The sequence below is a fragment of the Pseudomonas sp. 8O genome, from assembly GCF_902506495.1.
GTDB classification, from domain to species: domain Bacteria; phylum Pseudomonadota; class Gammaproteobacteria; order Pseudomonadales; family Pseudomonadaceae; genus Aquipseudomonas; species Aquipseudomonas chaetocerotis.
In genome coordinates this window covers 2,002,159-2,017,250 of record NZ_LR733264.1, presented here as the reverse complement: position 1 = coordinate 2,017,250, position 15,092 = coordinate 2,002,159, and the positions used below count along the sequence as shown (strand labels likewise).

The 15,092-nt window shown below is 62.7% G+C and carries 13 protein-coding genes; 6 read left to right on the top strand and 7 right to left on the bottom strand.

Annotation, left to right across the window (positions count from 1 at the left end; all coding sequences use genetic code 11):
* Nucleotides 1-52: 52 nt before the first annotated feature.
* Nucleotides 53-796, bottom strand: a complete 744-nt coding sequence (locus GV002_RS12105; protein ID WP_160018607.1) for an SDR family oxidoreductase — start codon at nucleotides 794-796, stop codon at nucleotides 53-55.
* A gap of 140 nt (nucleotides 797-936) precedes the next feature.
* Between GV002_RS12105 and GV002_RS12100 the strand changes: the two genes are divergently transcribed.
* From GV002_RS12100 to GV002_RS12085, 4 genes are all read left to right on the top strand, one after another.
* A complete protein-coding gene (locus tag GV002_RS12100) occupies nucleotides 937-1,335 on the top strand; it encodes a hypothetical protein (RefSeq protein WP_160018606.1) in 399 nt (132 codons plus the stop codon).
* Between the two features lie 151 nt (nucleotides 1,336-1,486).
* Entirely contained in the window at nucleotides 1,487-2,923 is a 1,437-nt protein-coding gene (locus GV002_RS12095) for a SulP family inorganic anion transporter (RefSeq protein ID WP_160018605.1), read from the top strand.
* A 132-nt stretch (nucleotides 2,924-3,055) separates the two neighbouring features.
* Nucleotides 3,056-3,658 carry a nucleotidyltransferase domain-containing protein gene (locus tag GV002_RS12090; protein WP_160018604.1) on the top strand — a complete coding sequence of 201 codons (603 nt, stop codon included), beginning with the start codon at nucleotides 3,056-3,058 and terminating at the stop codon, nucleotides 3,656-3,658.
* Nucleotides 3,648-4,082: a hypothetical protein gene (locus GV002_RS12085; RefSeq protein ID WP_160018603.1), complete on the top strand. Its 435-nt coding sequence runs from the start codon at nucleotides 3,648-3,650 to the stop codon at nucleotides 4,080-4,082. The genes GV002_RS12090 and GV002_RS12085 overlap by 11 nt, the downstream gene beginning before the upstream one ends.
* Nucleotides 4,083-4,240: 158 nt before the next feature.
* Here GV002_RS12085 and trpA read toward each other — a convergent pair whose 3' ends face one another.
* Both trpA and trpB read right to left on the bottom strand, forming a co-directional pair.
* On the bottom strand, nucleotides 4,241-5,050 hold the full coding sequence (gene trpA, locus GV002_RS12080; protein ID WP_160018602.1) for a tryptophan synthase subunit alpha: 810 nt from the start codon (nucleotides 5,048-5,050) through the stop codon (nucleotides 4,241-4,243).
* Nucleotides 5,047-6,273 carry a tryptophan synthase subunit beta gene (gene trpB / locus GV002_RS12075; protein WP_160018601.1) on the bottom strand — a complete coding sequence of 409 codons (1,227 nt, stop codon included), beginning with the start codon at nucleotides 6,271-6,273 and terminating at the stop codon, nucleotides 5,047-5,049. The genes trpA and trpB overlap by 4 nt, the downstream gene beginning before the upstream one ends.
* Nucleotides 6,274-6,396: 123 nt before the next feature.
* Between trpB and GV002_RS12070 the strand changes: the two genes are divergently transcribed.
* A complete protein-coding gene (locus GV002_RS12070) occupies nucleotides 6,397-7,065 on the top strand; it encodes a DUF3592 domain-containing protein (RefSeq protein ID WP_160018600.1) in 669 nt (222 codons plus the stop codon).
* A gap of 4 nt (nucleotides 7,066-7,069) precedes the next feature.
* A complete protein-coding gene (locus GV002_RS12065; RefSeq protein ID WP_160018599.1) occupies nucleotides 7,070-7,972 on the top strand; it encodes a LysR family transcriptional regulator in 903 nt (300 codons plus the stop codon).
* Between the two features lie 157 nt (nucleotides 7,973-8,129).
* Here the strand turns inward: GV002_RS12065 and GV002_RS12060 are convergent, their stop codons facing one another.
* From GV002_RS12060 to GV002_RS12045, 4 genes are all read right to left on the bottom strand, one after another.
* Nucleotides 8,130-10,571, bottom strand: coding sequence for a TonB-dependent siderophore receptor (locus GV002_RS12060; RefSeq protein ID WP_160018598.1), 2,442 nt, complete (start codon nucleotides 10,569-10,571; stop codon nucleotides 8,130-8,132).
* Between the two features lie 198 nt (nucleotides 10,572-10,769).
* The gene (locus GV002_RS12055; protein ID WP_160018597.1) at nucleotides 10,770-11,726 is read right to left on the bottom strand and encodes a FecR domain-containing protein; all 957 of its coding nucleotides are present in this window, start codon (nucleotides 11,724-11,726) and stop codon (nucleotides 10,770-10,772) included.
* Nucleotides 11,723-12,241, bottom strand: a complete 519-nt coding sequence (locus GV002_RS12050) for a sigma-70 family RNA polymerase sigma factor (RefSeq protein ID WP_160018596.1) — start codon at nucleotides 12,239-12,241, stop codon at nucleotides 11,723-11,725. Before GV002_RS12050 ends, GV002_RS12055 begins: the two co-directional genes overlap by 4 nt.
* A 234-nt stretch (nucleotides 12,242-12,475) precedes the next feature.
* The gene (locus GV002_RS12045; protein WP_160018595.1) at nucleotides 12,476-14,899 is read right to left on the bottom strand and encodes a TonB-dependent siderophore receptor; all 2,424 of its coding nucleotides are present in this window, start codon (nucleotides 14,897-14,899) and stop codon (nucleotides 12,476-12,478) included.
* Between the last annotated feature and the right edge of the window lie 193 nt (nucleotides 14,900-15,092).

The following is a 15,092-nucleotide window of genomic DNA, read 5'->3' as shown; positions in this document are numbered from 1 at the left end:
GGGGTGCGACAGAAGGGTGTTTCGGTCTCGCTCGACCTCCCTTCGTTCAGAGCTAGCGCCCGCCAGCGATATCGATCAGCGCGCCAGTGGTATAGCTGGCCTTTTCACCGAGCAACCAGAGGATGGCTTCGGCGACTTCCTCGGCACGTCCGGCGCGGCCCAGCGGTGTCGCCTTGCCCAGGCGCTCGGCGCGATCCGGCTGGCCACCGCTGGCGTGGATCTCGGTATCGATCAGTCCCGGGCGCACGGCATTGACCCGTACGCCCTCGCCGCCCAATTCCTTGGCCAGGCCGCGGGTCAGTACATCCATCGCGCCTTTGGCGCCGGCATAGTCGACATACTCGAAGGGCGCGCCCAGGCTGGCGGCCACCGACGACACCAGCACCATCGAACCACCCTCTCCACCACGGCTGCGGGCCATGCGCCGAGCTCCTTCGCGCGCGGTGAGGTAGCTGCCTAGCACATTGACGTCGAACATCCGTTGCAGGCGTTCGCCGCTCATCTCCAGCAGCGACATGGGCGGGGCGACGATGCCGGCATTGACTACCAGGCCGTGCAGCGGGCCGAGCTTGTCCATGGCCTCGAACAGGCGCAGCACATCGTCCTCGTTGGCGACATCGCCAGGCAGCGCAACGGCCTTGCCGCCCATGGCTTCGATCTGCGCCACCACCTCATTGGCGGCTTCGCGGCCGCTGCGGTAGTTGACGCCGACCGTCCAGCCGCCAGCCGCGGCCAGCAGGGCAGTGGCGCGGCCGATGCCGCGGCTGGCACCGGTGATCAGTAGATTCTTGCTCATGGCTGGGCTCCTTGTTGCAGAATATGTGTCGGGCTGCCGGAGTGTGGCTCCCTTCGTGTCCGGCTTTGCCGGATGCAGGTAGCATCGGCGCCGCGCATGTCCGCCTGTGGACGTGTCTCATCATCCGATAAGGAAATCCCATGAAGAAACTGCTGTGTGTTCCCCTGTTCGCCCTGTTGTCGAGCGCGGCCAGTGCCGCCACGATCGAAAGCCAGGACCAATTACTCGGCATCTGGGCCATGACGCCGTTGAACAACGGTATCGCCAACGTCGTCGAGTTCAAGGCCGACGGCAAGAGTGACCTGCATCCGTTCAACTGCGCAACGCCGAGCGAGCGGGAAGTAGAGGTCTCTGACTATCGCCTCAGCGAGGATGGCCAGACCATCCACATCACTTCGCCCTATCAGAGCTTCGATCTGCAGGTCCTGGCTTTCAATGCCAAGACCATGGAGCTGGGCATGGAGATCGAAGGCCTCAAGCTGAATTTCTCATACGTCAAAGGCGACAAGATCGAGCCGCTGTGCGCTTTGTATCGGTAAGCGATGCCTGACAGAGCCTCTGCTCTGTGATTGCCATGCATCCACGGGGTATGGACCAGGTTGCTGATCCCCCGGTCATCTCTGAGCGCATGACGGCAGGTCGCTTCGGGCGCTAACATGCGCGCCCTTTTGCCTGTTCACACGCCCGCTCATGAAACCCGCACGCCTACGCGCCGACCTGCTGGCCGGCCTGACCTCGTCCTTCGCCCTGGTACCCGAGTGCATCGCCTTCGCCCTGGTGGCCCAGGTCAACCCGCTGATGGGCCTGTATGGCGCCTTCATCATCTGCACCCTCACCGCCCTGTTCGGTGGCCGACCGGGGATGATCTCCGGCGCGGCTGGTTCGATGGCAGTGGTGATCGTCGCGCTGGTGATACAGCACGGCGTGCAGTACCTGCTGGCCACGGTGCTGCTCGGTGGTCTGATCATGCTGGCGTTCGGTTTGCTGCGCCTGGGCAAGCTGATCCGTATGGTGCCGCACCCGGTGATGCTGGGCTTCGTCAACGGCCTGGCGATCATCATCGCCCTGGCCCAGTTCGAGCACTTCCAGCACGACGGTCACTGGCTGCAAGGCAACGCGTTATACCTGATGCTCGGGCTGGTGGCGCTGACCATGCTCATCGTCTATCTGCTGCCACGCCTGACCCGCGCCGTGCCGCCTGCGCTGGTCGCAATCCTCGGCATCGGCGCGCTGGTCTACCTGATGGATCTGCCGACCCATACCCTCGGCGACATGGCGCAGATTGCCGGCGGCCTGCCGAGCCTGGTGTGGCCGGACATTCCCTGGAATCTGGAAACCCTCGTCATCATCGCCCCCTACGCCGTGCTGATGGCTCTGGTCGGCCTGCTGGAAACCCTGCTGACCCTGAACCTGACCGACGAAATCACCGCCACGCGCGGCCACCCGGATCGCGAGTGCGTGGCGCTCGGCGTGGCCAACATGACGTCCGGCTTGTTCGGTGGCATGGGCGGCTGCGCGATGATCGGCCAGACCGTTATCAACCTCGGCTCGGGTGGGCGCGGGCGGCTGTCTGGTGTCGTCGCCGGGGTGATGATCCTGCTCTTCATGCTGTTTCTCTCGCCACTGATCGAGCGCATCCCGCTGGCCGCGCTGGTCGGCGTGATGTTCGTGGTGGCGCAGCAGACCTTCGCCTGGGGTTCACTGCGCGTCGCCGGTAAGGTGCCGGCCAACGACGTGCTGGTGATCATCGCGGTGACCGCCATCACGGTGGCCACCGACCTGGCAACGGCAGTGCTCTGCGGCATCATCATCGCTGCGCTCAACTTCGCCTGGCAGCATGCCCGTGAGCTTTACGCCGACAGCGATATGCAGGCCGATGGCAGCAAGCTGTACCGTGTGCACGGCACATTGTTCTTCGCCTCCTGTACCACCTTCCTCGCGCAGTTCGAGCCCGCCGATGACCCGCAACAGGTGACTCTCGACTGCCGCCACCTGAGCTTCGTCGACTACTCGGCCATCGCCGCGCTGAAAACCCTGCGCGAGCGCTACGAGCGCGCCGGCAAGCACCTGCGCGTGGTGCACCTGTCCGAGCGTTGCAAGCAGTTGCTCAAGCGGGCGGGCGAGTAGAGTCGCCTTCGCCGTTGCGGTGCGTAAGCATCGGGCGGCGCCATCTGCAGCCCTGCGGATTCTGTTGAAAGAGTCTTGAGCAGTCCTATTTTGGGACTTATCATTCCCTCACTGGGACTCAATGGATCTTCTATGCCAACTCTTTCATTAAGCGAGACGCTGTTCACGGGCACACAGCGTAAGGTGTTGGGGCTGCTTTACGGCAATCCAGAGCAGAGCTTCTATGCCAATGAAATCGCCCGCTATGCACAGGTAGGTAAAGGCAGCCTGATGCGTGAGCTGGAGCGGTTGCAGCAGGTGGGCATCCTGACCATGAGCCGCCACGGCAACCAGACCCATTACCAGGCCAACCGGAAATGTCCGATCTACGTCGAGTTGCAAGGCATCGTGCGCAAGACATTTGGAATCGGTGCGCCGCTGCGTGAAGCGCTCGCACCGCTGGCCGGGAAACTGACGTGGGCGTTCGTCTATGGTTCGCTGGCCAAAGGCAGTGAACATGCTGGCAGCGATATCGATCTGATGCTTATCGGCGACGGCCTCAGCTATGCCGAAGTGATGGAGCTTTTGCTGTCGGTTGAGGCGCAACTAGGGCGCACCATCAACCCGACGCTGTACACTCCAGACGAGTGGAAGGCCAGGAAAGCCGCTGGTAACAGCTTCGTGCTGCGTGTGGCGCAGCAGGGCAAGATCGAGCTGATTGGCCACGATCCGGAGGGAACCGAACATGGGCAATAACGACAATCTGGAAAACCTATTGCGCACGGGCAGCCTCAAGGCCGAACCGCCAGACTGCAAGGAATGTGAAGGACTGCTGCGTTCGGCTATTGATCGCCTGCAGGATGCTCATACACCCTCGCTGTCATTCGCCAGCCGCTTCGACCTTGCCTACAACGCCGCACATGCACTGGCACTGACTGCATTGCGCCTCCAAGGTTATCGCTCCGACCGCCGCTACTTGGTATTCCAATGCCTGGCGCACACGCTCTCCGTCAGCAAGGCACAAGTGCGCCTGTTTGCGCTGTGCCATGAGCGACGCAATCTGGCAGAGTACGAAGGGTATATGGACATAGATGAACCGCTGCTGGCTGAGTTGGTTGCGGCGACTGATGCGCTTTTGCTTGAGGTACAAAAAGCTATGGCGATGGCTTGGTCTACGTGAGCGCATAGGATGGGGTGAGCCTCGCGAAACCCAATAGTCAATTTCCGGGGTATCGCTGTCCTCAATCCAGGTCACCGAGTTATTGGCTACGACATGCCCATGAAAAAGCCGCTGACGGGTCGCTCCGCCAGCGGCTTTTTAACTTGCCAGAGATGCGATCAGCGCCGCGCGCCACGTACCCCTTCGGCCAGTTCACGGCACAGACCGAGTACGCCGTCGATGGCCTGTTGCGGGCTTTGCGCTTCGGCGATCTTGTCGATAAGAGCGGAGCCGACCACCGCGCCCTCGGCGCGCCTGGCCACTTCGGCGGCGTGCTCCGGGGTGCGGATGCCGAAGCCAATGCACAGCGGCAGGTCGGTGTGACGACGCAGGCGCGCCACGGCTTCCTCGACGTGATCCATGGTCGCCGCACCGGCGCCAGTCACGCCCGCTACCGACACGTAGTAGACAAAGCCGGAGCTGTCAGCCAGTACGGTGGGCAGACGGTCGTCATCGGTGGTCGGGGTGGTCAGGCGGATGAAGTCGATGCCTGCGCTCTGCGCCGGCTCGCACAGTTCGTCGTTGTGCTCTGGTGGCAGGTCGACCACGATCAGGCCATCGACGCCGGCCTCTTTGGCGTCAGCGATGAAACGCTCGACGCCGTAGACGAAGATCGGGTTGTAGTAGCCCATCAGCACCAGCGGCGTGCTTTGGTTGCCGGTGCGGAATTCGCGAACCATCTGCAGCGTCTGCTGCATGCCCTGCTTGCCGGCCAGCGCGCGGATGTTGGCGAGCTGGATAGCCGGGCCGTCGGCCATCGGGTCGGTGAAGGGCATACCCAGCTCGATCACGTCGGCGCCAGCGTCCGGCAGGCCCTTGAGGATACTCAGCGAGGTGGCGTAGTCGGGGTCACCGGCGGTGATGAAGGTCACCAGCGCGGCGCGGTTTTCCTGCTTGAGTTCGGCGAAACGGTTCTGCAGGCGGCTCATGCGTGCTTCTCCTGGTTGTCCTGCATGTGGTGCATCACGGTCTGCATGTCCTTGTCGCCACGACCGGACAGGTTGATCACCATCAGGTGATCCTTGGGCAGCCTGGGTGCGCGCTTGAAGGCTTCGGCCAGCGCGTGGGCGCTTTCCAGGGCCGGGATGATGCCTTCCAGGCGGCAGCACTGGTGGAAGGCTTCGAGGGCCTCGTCATCGCTGATCGGCACGTATTCGACGCGCTTGATCTCGTGCAACCAGGCGTGTTCCGGGCCGACGCCCGGGTAGTCGAGGCCGGCGGAAATCGAGTGGGCGTCGGTGATCTGGCCGTCGTCATCCTGCAGCAGGAAGGTGCGGTTGCCGTGCAGCACGCCCGGTGCGCCGCCAGCCATGCTCGCCGCATGCTTGCCGGTGTCGATGCCGTGGCCGGCCGCCTCGACGCCGACGATCTGCACGCCTTCGTCATCGAGGAAGGGGTGGAACAGGCCGATGGCGTTGGAGCCACCGCCGATGCAGGCGACCAGAGAGTCTGGCAGGCGCCCTTCCTTCTCCAGGATCTGCTCGCGCACTTCGTTGCCGATCACCGACTGGAAGTCGCGCACCATGGCTGGGTACGGATGCGGACCGGCGGCGGTACCGATGAGGTAGAAGGTGTTGTGGACGTTTGTCACCCAGTCGCGCAGGGCTTCGTTCATGGCGTCCTTGAGGGTGCCGGTGCCGGCAGTGACCGGGATCACCTCGGCGCCGAGCAGCTTCATGCGGAAGACGTTGGCCTGCTGGCGGTCGATATCGGTGGTGCCCATGTACACCACGCACTGCATGCCGAAGCGCGCGGCCACGGTGGCGGTGGCTACGCCGTGCATGCCAGCGCCGGTCTCGGCGATGATGCGCTGTTTGCCCATGCGCTTGGCCAGCAGGATCTGGCCGATGCAGTTGTTGATCTTGTGCGCGCCGGTGTGGTTCAGGTCTTCGCGCTTGAGGTAGATCTTCGCCCCGCCGAAGTGCTCGGAGAGGCGCTCGGCGTAGTACAGCGGGCTGGCACGGCCGATGTAGTCGCGCTGGAAGTAGGCGAGTTCTTCGAGGAAGGCTGGATCGCTCTTGGCCTTCTCGTATTCGGCGGCCAGTGAGTTGATCAGCGGCATCAGGGTTTCGGCGACGAACTGGCCGCCGAAGCGACCGAACAGGCCGCGAGCGTCGGGGCCGGTGCGAAAGGAATTCTGTGAACCAGGCATGGCTGTCATCCGTTGGTTGGTCAGACAATGGAGGTAGCTTAAGGCTTGAAGGGGGTAGATAAAAACTGATTAATTTGCTTAAACATGTGATTTTTTCTGACATATTAATCATGGATGAATAGCATGAATGATCGCTGGTTATGGACTTTTCCTGTGGTAGGCGCTTTTCTTATTGCCATCGCATTGGTTCTACAAAATCACAGATGGAATGAAGAGGAACGCATGGTGCGAACGACCGGCAGTGTGGTGGCGTTGATGGGCCGGGGCTGCCCTCTCGTTGAATTCTTTCCCCGCCCGGGGGAGCGCATTACCTTTACGGGCGAGGTCTGCAGTCGGCCTGGCTATGCCGAAGGCGACACGGTCGAATTGTTCTACGACCCCCTGGAGCCGCAGCACGCGCATATCGATAGCTTCCTGCAGAACTGGTTCATCAGCCTGATACTGGGTGCCATTGGTTTGTTCTTCACGTTGATCGGGCTGGCGCTGTTAATACCGGAGGCGCTGGTCGACAGTCGGCGCAAACGGCTCAAACGTAAAGGCCAGGCCGTACAGGCACAGTTCGTGGAAATCCGGCGCAACCCGTTTTCCACCTTCAACAATGTGCCGGCCTGGCAATTGGTCTGTCAGTGGTGCAACCCGAGTACCGGCGAAGTACATCTGTTCTACAGCGAAGACCTGTGGTTCGACCCGCAGCCGTTTATCGGGAATGAATTTCTGCAGGTAATGGTCGACCCCAATGACCCTCGACGTTACAGCGTCGATACCAGCTTCCTTCCGCGCCTTGCAGATTGATGACATGAATCGAGATCTGCCCCTGCTAAACGCCCTGCGCGCCTTCGAGGCCGCCGCCCGCCTGCAGAGTGTGAGTCGTGCGGGTGAGGAGCTGCATGTCACCCATGGTGCGATCAGTCGGCAGATTCGTGCGCTGGAAGAACAGCTCGGCGTCAGTTTGTTTGACAAGGACGGTCGTGGGGTGAAGCTCACCGATGCCGGCATGCGTTTGCGCGATGCTGCCGGCGACGCCTTCGAGCGCCTGCGTGGGGTCTGCGCCGAGCTCCGGCAACGCCAGGACGATGCGCCCTTCGTCCTCGCTTGCCCCGGTAGCCTGCTGGCACGCTGGTTTATCCCACGCCTGGATCGCCTCAATCGCGAGCTGCCGGAGCTGCGCCTGCAGCTATCGGCCAGTGAGGGCGAGCTGGACCCGCGCCGCCCCGGGGTGGACGCCACCCTGTGCTTCGCCGCGCCGCCCTGGCCGGCGGACATGCAGGTGCATGAGCTCGATATCGAACGGATCGGGCCTGTGCTCAGTCCGCGCTTTGCCGGCTATGCGCGTTTGCGCGATGCGCCCGCTGCGGCGCTGCTCGAGGAACCGTTGCTGCACACCGCTTCGCGCCCACAGGCCTGGCCGCAGTGGGCCGCAGCGCAGGGTCTGGAGCTGGCACGGCTGCAACAGGGGCAGGGTTTCGAGCATCTCTACTACCTGCTGGAGGCGGCCGCCGCCGGCCTGGGTGTGGCCATCGCGCCGCAGCCGCTGGTGGCCGACGACCTGGCCGCCGGCCGCCTGGTCGCGCCCTGGGGCTTCGTCGAAACCGCTGCGCGGCTGGCGCTCTGGGTGCCGGGTCGCGCTCGCGATCCGCGCGCCGAACGTCTGGCCGAGTGGCTACGCGCGGAGCTGGGTAGCGAGAGCTTCTCGGGCTGAGCTCACTGCTCCGTCAGCCGCAGCGCCAGCTTATCCACCGTTGCAGGGTATGGCGCCGGGATGGTGGAAGACGCTTTGTGGTCTTCCACGGGTGGCCAGTCACCTTCTTTACGGCTTGCTTGGCGTCGCCATATTGTTCTGAGCCCGGCAAGCCATCTCAGTAGGTGTAACGCAGGGTCAGGCTGAAGTTGCGCGGGTCGCCGTAATGCAGGCCGCCCCAGTTGTTGGAGGTTGGCAGCGACTGGTAGTAGCTCTTGTCCAGGACGTTGTTGAGGTTGTACTGCACGCTGAACTGATGGTTGATCTGATAGTGGGCGTACAGGTTGAGCAGCGTGTAGCCGCCCTGCTCGATGGTGTATGAGGTGACGTCGGCAGCGGTATGGCTTTGCGCATAGACGTCGCCCCCTACGCGCCACTTCTCCAGCACGCCGGGCAGGCGGTAGTTGGTCGACACCTTCAGCAAGCGGCGTGGGATGCGCCGGTAGTAGTCAGACCCCTTGCTCGCACCACCGACATACTCGGGGTCGCTGTAGGTGTAGCCGGCACTGACGTTCCAGCCTTCGAGCGGCTCGCCGGAGATTTCCAGCTCGAAGCCGCGGTTACGCACCTTGGCCCCTTCTTCATAGCATCTGCTCGTTCCGGTCACACCACAGGTTGGGGCCGCCACCTGTGCCTCTGGCATGTTCAGCAGGTCGGTCTGGAACAGCGCGACGGCGGTGTTGAGGCGGCCGCCGAAATATTCACCCTTGAGCCCCAATTCGTAGTTTTCACCCTCGATCGGATTGAGCAGCGTGTCGCCCACGCTGTAATAGCTCTGGGTCTTGTAGATCTCGGTGTAGCTGGCGTACAGAGAGTGGTTTTGGTCGAGGTCGTACACCACGCCTGCATAGGGAATCAGGCGTCCGTCCTCCTTGTACTGGTCATGCACGTAGGGGCTGTCGACCTTGTAGTCGGACCAGCTGGCGCGGCTGCCGATGATCAGGCTCAGGTCGTCGCTGAGGCTGAAGCGCGAGGCGGCATACAGGCCGCGCTCCTTGCGCACGTAGGCGTAGTCGGACTGGGCGGCGTTGAGGTTGGGTGCGGGAATTGCGCTGTGATCGAAATCGGTGATGTCGATGGTCGGCGTGTTGCTGGCGGTGTGGATGCCCACGTCGAACTCGTCCTTGCGATCATTGGCGCCCAGCATCAGCTGGTGTTTGCGACCGAACAGTTCGAAGGGGCCGGTAGCGTACAAATCGACGCCCATTTGGCGATCCTTGTAGTCGGCCTGGGACACCACCAGCCGGTAGTTGTCGCCGCTGGTGCGCGCCGGGTACGAGGAGAGGAAGCCAGCGTCGGACCAGATCGAGTTCAGTGCCAGGGTCAGCTTCCACTCGTTGGCGAAATGGTGGGTGATGTCGCCGAACAGGGTGTAGTTGTTGCGATCCAGATAGGCCCAGTCGCCGGCCAAGTTGGTCGAGCGCGACAGTGGATAGAACGAGCCGTCGGCACGGGTATTCAGGCCGCCCCAGTCGTAACCGTTGCTGTTGTCCTTCTGCGCGCTGGCGCCCAGGGTGAGCACGGTGGAGTCGTTCAGGTCGGCTTCGCCGATCATGTACAGCAGCTGGTTGTCGTTCTCCGAGCCATCGCGGTAGCTGTTGGCGTTGTTGTAGTAGGCCACTGCCCGGCCACGGATGTTGCCGCTGTCGGTGAGTGGGCCGGACACATCGATCTGGCTGCGGTAGTTGTCCCAGGAGCCGGCACCCAGTTCAGCGCCCAGGCGGAAGTCCTCCGTCGGCCGCTTGCGCACCAGATTGATGGTCGCGGAGGGGTTTCCGGTGCCTTGCAGTAAACCGTTGGCGCCACGCACGATTTCGACGCGGTCGTAGATCGCCATGTTCGCCGTGGACATGACGTCCATCGAGTAGTTTTCCGAGATGTTGCTCGGAATACCGTCGAATTGCAGGTCGCTGACCTCGAAGCCGCGCGAGTAGTAGGTGGAGCGCCCGGTACCGATCTTGGTGTAGGTGATGCCGGTGGTGGTGCGCGCGGCATCGTCCAGCGACTGGACATTCTGGTCGTCCATCTTCTGCCGCGTCAGTACGGTGACCGACTGCGGTGTTTCGCGCAGGCTCATGGCCATCTTGGTCGCGGTGTTGCTTGAGCCGGTGGTGTAGGAGCCGGTGCCCTCGGTGGTGGCGCCAAGCCGAGTACCAGTCACCGTGGTTGCCGCCAACTCTAGCGCATCGCCGCCTTGCACCGCTAAGGCCAACGCATAATTGCCGCCCTGGTTGAGGGGGCGCAGACCGGTGCCGGCCAGCAGCAGGGGGAAGCCTTCCTCCACCGAGTAACTGCCATTGAGCCCCGGGCTGCGTTTACCGGCCGTAAGTTGTGCATCGACGGACAGCAGAATGCCGGCTTCGCTGGCAAAACGGTTCAGCGCCTGATCCAGCGGGCCGGCGGGGATGGCGTAGGCACGTGCCTGCTCGCTGGCAGCCGGCTGGGCCTGGACGATGGGCGTGGCGAGGAGCAGCGGAGTGCCGGCCAGCAGGCCGGCGAACAGGGCGTGGCGAACCGCGAGGCTAAGCCGGGAACGGGTCGAAGTGGGCAGATGCGGCATTCTGGATGATCCTCTTGAGAATGCTTCTTGGTTAAGTTCAAGAGGTATCCCGGACGAGCCGGCAAAACCGACAAGGGTCTGCAGAAATTTTTTCAATCGCCTTCAGCACTTAAGCAGGCACTTGTGAGAGGCGCTTCAGGCCCGTAACGGTCGCGGCTAAAGCTCCTCCCACGGTTGCGCTGTCTCCGGGGAAGGCTTCTACGCCGGCCCTACCGTGACCCAGTAGCGCGTCAGGCTGTGCACCCTGACCGGCAGCGACTGCTGCAGCGCCGTCAGCACCCGGTCGGTGTCGGCCAGGGGGAATACGCCAGTCAGCGGCAGGCTGGCGACTGCCGGGTCGCAGCGCAACACACCAGGGCGATGGCGTGACAGCTCAGCGATAAACTGGCCCAGTGGCATGCGCTCAGCGATCAAGCGGCTGTCGTTCCAAGCGATGGCGTTGGCGTTTGCCGGAGCAACCTCACCCAGGCGCGTGGCGGAGAACCAGCGACTTTGTCCGGCTTGCAGGCGCACTGGCGGTGCATGCCGTGGACGCAATTCCAGCTGGCCCTCGAACAGTTCGACCTGGCTGCCGCCGCCCTGCTGGTACACCGAGAAGCGTGTGCCCAGCGCCTGGATCTCCCCGGCGGCGGTTTCCACGATCAGCGGACGATGGGTCGCATCGTGGCCGCTGTCGAGCAGCAGTTCGCCGTCGAGCAAGCGGATGCGTCGCTCGCTCGCGCTGAACAGGATGTCCACCGCGCTGCCGCTGTTCAGGCTCAGTCGGCTGCCATCCGGCAAGGTGCGTTGCAGGCGTTCGCCAGTGCCGCTGCGCAGGTCGGCCATGGCCTCGCGCCAGGGCAGTTGCGAGTGGGCGAGGAAACCGCTGCCGCCGGTTACCAGTAGCGCTCCGAGCAGTTTGAGTGCCTGCCGCCTGCGGGCATCGGGCATTTCACGCAAGACGGCGTGGGCGGTGTCGCTCGGTACGCCGGTCAGGGTGCTTTGCAGTTGCTCCAGGCGCTGCCAGGCACGGTTGTGCTCCAGGTCGGCGGCCTGCCACTCGGTAAAACGGCGCTGCTGTTCATCATCCAGTTCGCCGCCCCAGCGCAGCATCAGCCAGTGGCTGGCCTGCTCGACGATGGCGGGAGCGATGGGCGCGTCCTGGGCGGTTTTCATTCGGCGTAGAGCACCTGATAGCAGGCTGCGATGGCGCGCAGCATGTACTTCTGCACCGAGCTGACGCTGACTTCGAGGCGCTCGGCGATCTGTGGATAAGTCAGCCCCTCGAACTGCGACAGTAGGAAGGCCTCGCGCACCTTGGCCGGCATGCCGTCGAGCATAGCGTCGATCTGCATCAGGGTTTCGATGACCATGGCACGGGTCTCCAGCGACGGGGTTTCCGGTTCCGGCAGAGCGGCGAGGCTTTCCAGATAGGCCTGTTCAATACGCTGACGGCGCCACTGGTCGATGATCAGGTTGCGGGCGATCTGCGCGAGGAAGCGGCGGCCTTCGCCGTGTTGCGGCATGCGCCGTGTTACCAGCAGGCGGAGGAAGGTGTCCTGGGCAATATCGGCGGCCCGTTCACGATCGCCCAGGCGGCGGCGTAGCCAGCCTTGCAGCCAACCATGGTGATTGTTGTAAAGCCTGTGTACGTCATCGTGCAGCGATGAAGGCGGCAGAACGCTGGACACCCGAAACTCCCTGGCGCGCCGATGCAGATAAGAATTGATCGCGATTGTATGGAGGCGCCACGGGTTTGGGAACAGCTGCAGTGAGAATTGGCTGAATATTCGGACGGCTGTGCCAGGGCGCTGTGGGTGGTTTCTCTCGTATAGCGCACGGGCGCGGAGCGCCCTGGGCTTCGTTCCCACGCAGAGCGTGGGAACGATCGACGATCAATACTCGTCAGTCGATGCCTCTACGGCTCAGAACTCCGGCGTGTACTGGACGCTAAACATCACGTTGCGCGGCTCGCCATAGTAGTTGTTGTAGTCGATGGTGCTGTACGCAGGCACGTAGTACTTCTTGTCGAGCAGGTTGTTCAGGTTGGCTGCCACGCTGATCTCGTCGCTGACCTTGTAGGCCACCCGCGCATCCCAGACGGTGTAACCGGGCAGGTCGAACACATGGTCATAGGACGTGGTGCCGCTGACGGCCGTGGTACCCAGACCCACCGAGGTGCGGCTCCAGTCACCTGGCAAGGTGTAGTCAGCCCACAGCTTGAGCTGGTGCTTGGGCGTCCAGGTACTGAAGACCTTGTCCTTGTAGGTGCCGTCTTCCAGATAGCGGGTGGTGTTGAAGACGTAACCGGCCATCACCTGCAGGCCGCTCAGCACTTCACCGCTGATCTGCGCTTCCAGGCCCTGGCTGCGCACCTTGCCCGACGCCGTCGAGCAGTACCAGCCGTTGCAATCCATCGGTCCGTTACGGTTTTGTACGGCACGGTTTTCATGGTCGTAACGGAACAGGGCGATCGAGGTGTTTACGGCGCCATCCAGCAGTTCGCCCTTGAGTCCCAACTCGTAGTTGGTGCCAATGATCGGTTCGACCACCGAGGTCGGCGAGGCGAGTGTGCTCTGTGGTTGGAACACATCGGTGTAGCTGGCGTACACCGACCACTGCTGATCCAGTTCATAGACCAGGCCCGCGTAGGGCGAGACCTTGCCGGTGCTCTTGGTGGTGGTTTCGCTGGGATTGCTGCCGTCGAAGTTTTCCGACCCGTAGCTGTAGTCGTACCAGCTGACGCGCGCGCCCACGATCAGTTTCAGTGGATCGGTCAGGTTGATCGACCAGCGCGAGTACAGGCCTTTCTGCTCCACCTCATACTGGGGCGTTTCTCCACGGCCACGATTGGCCAGGTCGTAGATGCTCGGCATTGGCCGATGATGGTCAACGTTGGACGAGTCGGCGCCGAACGTCGGGGCACGAGCCCAGCGGTCGTCGGTGTTGATGCGCGAGTAGTTGGCGCCCAGCAGGAAGGTCTGCTCGAAGCCAAAGCCGGTGAACTCGCCATCCAGGTAGAGATCGAGGCCCTTGCTGTGGGTAGTGAAGTCGGTGCTCCAGTCGATGTAGGTGTTGTCGGTCGAGCCGTTGGTCGGCAAGGCATCCCACAGGGCCTGGTAGGTGGCGCCGTTATGTTCGCTCATGTAGACGCTGGCGGCCTTGACCTGCCAGTTGTCGTTAATGCGATAGGCGGTATCGAGAAAGACGCTGGTCTGGTCGTTGTTGGAGCGGTTCCAGTCGGCACCGACATAGGTCGAACGCGACCAACCCGGGTCGCCACCATTGGCGTAGCGGGGCACGCCGAGCATCGCCGGGCGCGAATGGCCCTTCTGGTTGGCGACGCCGACACCCACGGTGAGATCCGGGGTGAAGTCATAGTCCACTGCGGCATAGACCGTCTGGTTCCAGCCACCTACGTAGTCGATGAAGGAGTCGCTGTCGTTGTAGCTGACCACGGTACGACCACGCAGCGTGCCGCTGTCATTCAGAGGCCCGCCAGCATCCACCTGAAGACCATAGCGATCCCATGAGCCCGCCTTGCCGGTAAGAGTGACTGCGGCCTGCTGCTGGCCACGCTTGCGCACCAGGTTCATGGCACCGCCTGGGCTGTCGCCGCCTTGCAACAGCGCAGCTGGGCCACGCAGTACCTCGACACGATCGTAAAAAACAAGGTCTTCGGTAAGGTAGCTCCCCAGCGAGTAGGTGTTGCGCGGGATCGGCACGCCGTCGTACTGCAAGGTGTCGATGCTGAAACCACGGGAGTAGATGAACAGACCCGAACCCGGTGAGCGGGTCGCGGTCAGTCCTGGGGTGCGGCTGACCAGTTCGGAGATCGTCTGGGTGTTCTGATCATCCATTTGCTTGCGGGTCACCACAGTAATCGACTGTGGGATGTCCTTCAGGCGTTGCACGCCTTTGCCCAGCGACACGGCATTGGAGGTGTAGGAGCCGCTGGCTTCGGTGGTTGCGCTCAGTTGAGCTGCATTCACGGTCATGGCGCCGAGCTCCAGTACGTCGGCGTTATCTGCTTGGGGCTGCACGCTCAAATTGCCACCGGCAGTCACCACCAATTGCAGCCCACTGCCTGCCAACGCCTGTTGCATGGCCTGCTGGGCGGTCATCGTACCGCGTACGGCAGACGCCCGTTTGCCGCTGACCAGTTGCGGATCGAGAGAGATCACCTGGCCACTTTGGCGGGCAATGGCGTTGAGCGTTTCGCCCAGGCTGGCGGCGGCTAGATCGAAGGTCAGCACCTGCTGTTGCACGGTAGATTCGGCATGAGCAATGGCAAGCGGCAGGCCGGAGGCAAGCGCGATTGCCAGGGCGAGTGGCCAGGGTTTGAGCACGGAAATTCTCCTGAATATGTGTGTCGTCAGGAGAGAGGTGCCGCGAAATATGAAAACCGGACACGGATGCGAAGAGTTTTCATTCTTTTCCCGGGCTGATCATGAGGTCTGTATTCACATTCGTGGACAAGTCGGCGATCTGCTTGCGCCACCGCCGTCTGGATCGATCATCCGGCAACCGCTTCAGCACCTT

Bases quoted from the DNA above. Each gene is read 5' to 3' on its own strand.
- GV002_RS12100 (WP_160018606.1), top strand. From the start codon at position 937: ATGAAGAAACTGCTGTGTGTTCCCCTGTTCGCCCTGTTGTCGAGCGCG.
- GV002_RS12085 (WP_160018603.1), top strand. From the start codon at position 3,648: ATGGGCAATAACGACAATCTGGAAAACCTATTGCGCACGGGCAGCCTC.
- GV002_RS12105 (WP_160018607.1), bottom strand. From the start codon at position 796: ATGAGCAAGAATCTACTGATCACCGGTGCCAGCCGCGGCATCGGCCGC.
- GV002_RS12070 (WP_160018600.1), top strand. From the start codon at position 6,397: ATGAATGATCGCTGGTTATGGACTTTTCCTGTGGTAGGCGCTTTTCTT.
- trpA (WP_160018602.1), bottom strand. From the start codon at position 5,050: ATGAGCCGCCTGCAGAACCGTTTCGCCGAACTCAAGCAGGAAAACCGC.
- GV002_RS12060 (WP_160018598.1), bottom strand. From the start codon at position 10,571: ATGCCGCATCTGCCCACTTCGACCCGTTCCCGGCTTAGCCTCGCGGTT.
- trpB (WP_160018601.1), bottom strand. From the start codon at position 6,273: ATGCCTGGTTCACAGAATTCCTTTCGCACCGGCCCCGACGCTCGCGGC.
- GV002_RS12055 (WP_160018597.1), bottom strand. From the start codon at position 11,726: ATGAAAACCGCCCAGGACGCGCCCATCGCTCCCGCCATCGTCGAGCAG.
- GV002_RS12065 (WP_160018599.1), top strand. From the start codon at position 7,070: ATGAATCGAGATCTGCCCCTGCTAAACGCCCTGCGCGCCTTCGAGGCC.
- GV002_RS12090 (WP_160018604.1), top strand. From the start codon at position 3,056: ATGCCAACTCTTTCATTAAGCGAGACGCTGTTCACGGGCACACAGCGT.
- GV002_RS12095 (WP_160018605.1), top strand. From the start codon at position 1,487: ATGAAACCCGCACGCCTACGCGCCGACCTGCTGGCCGGCCTGACCTCG.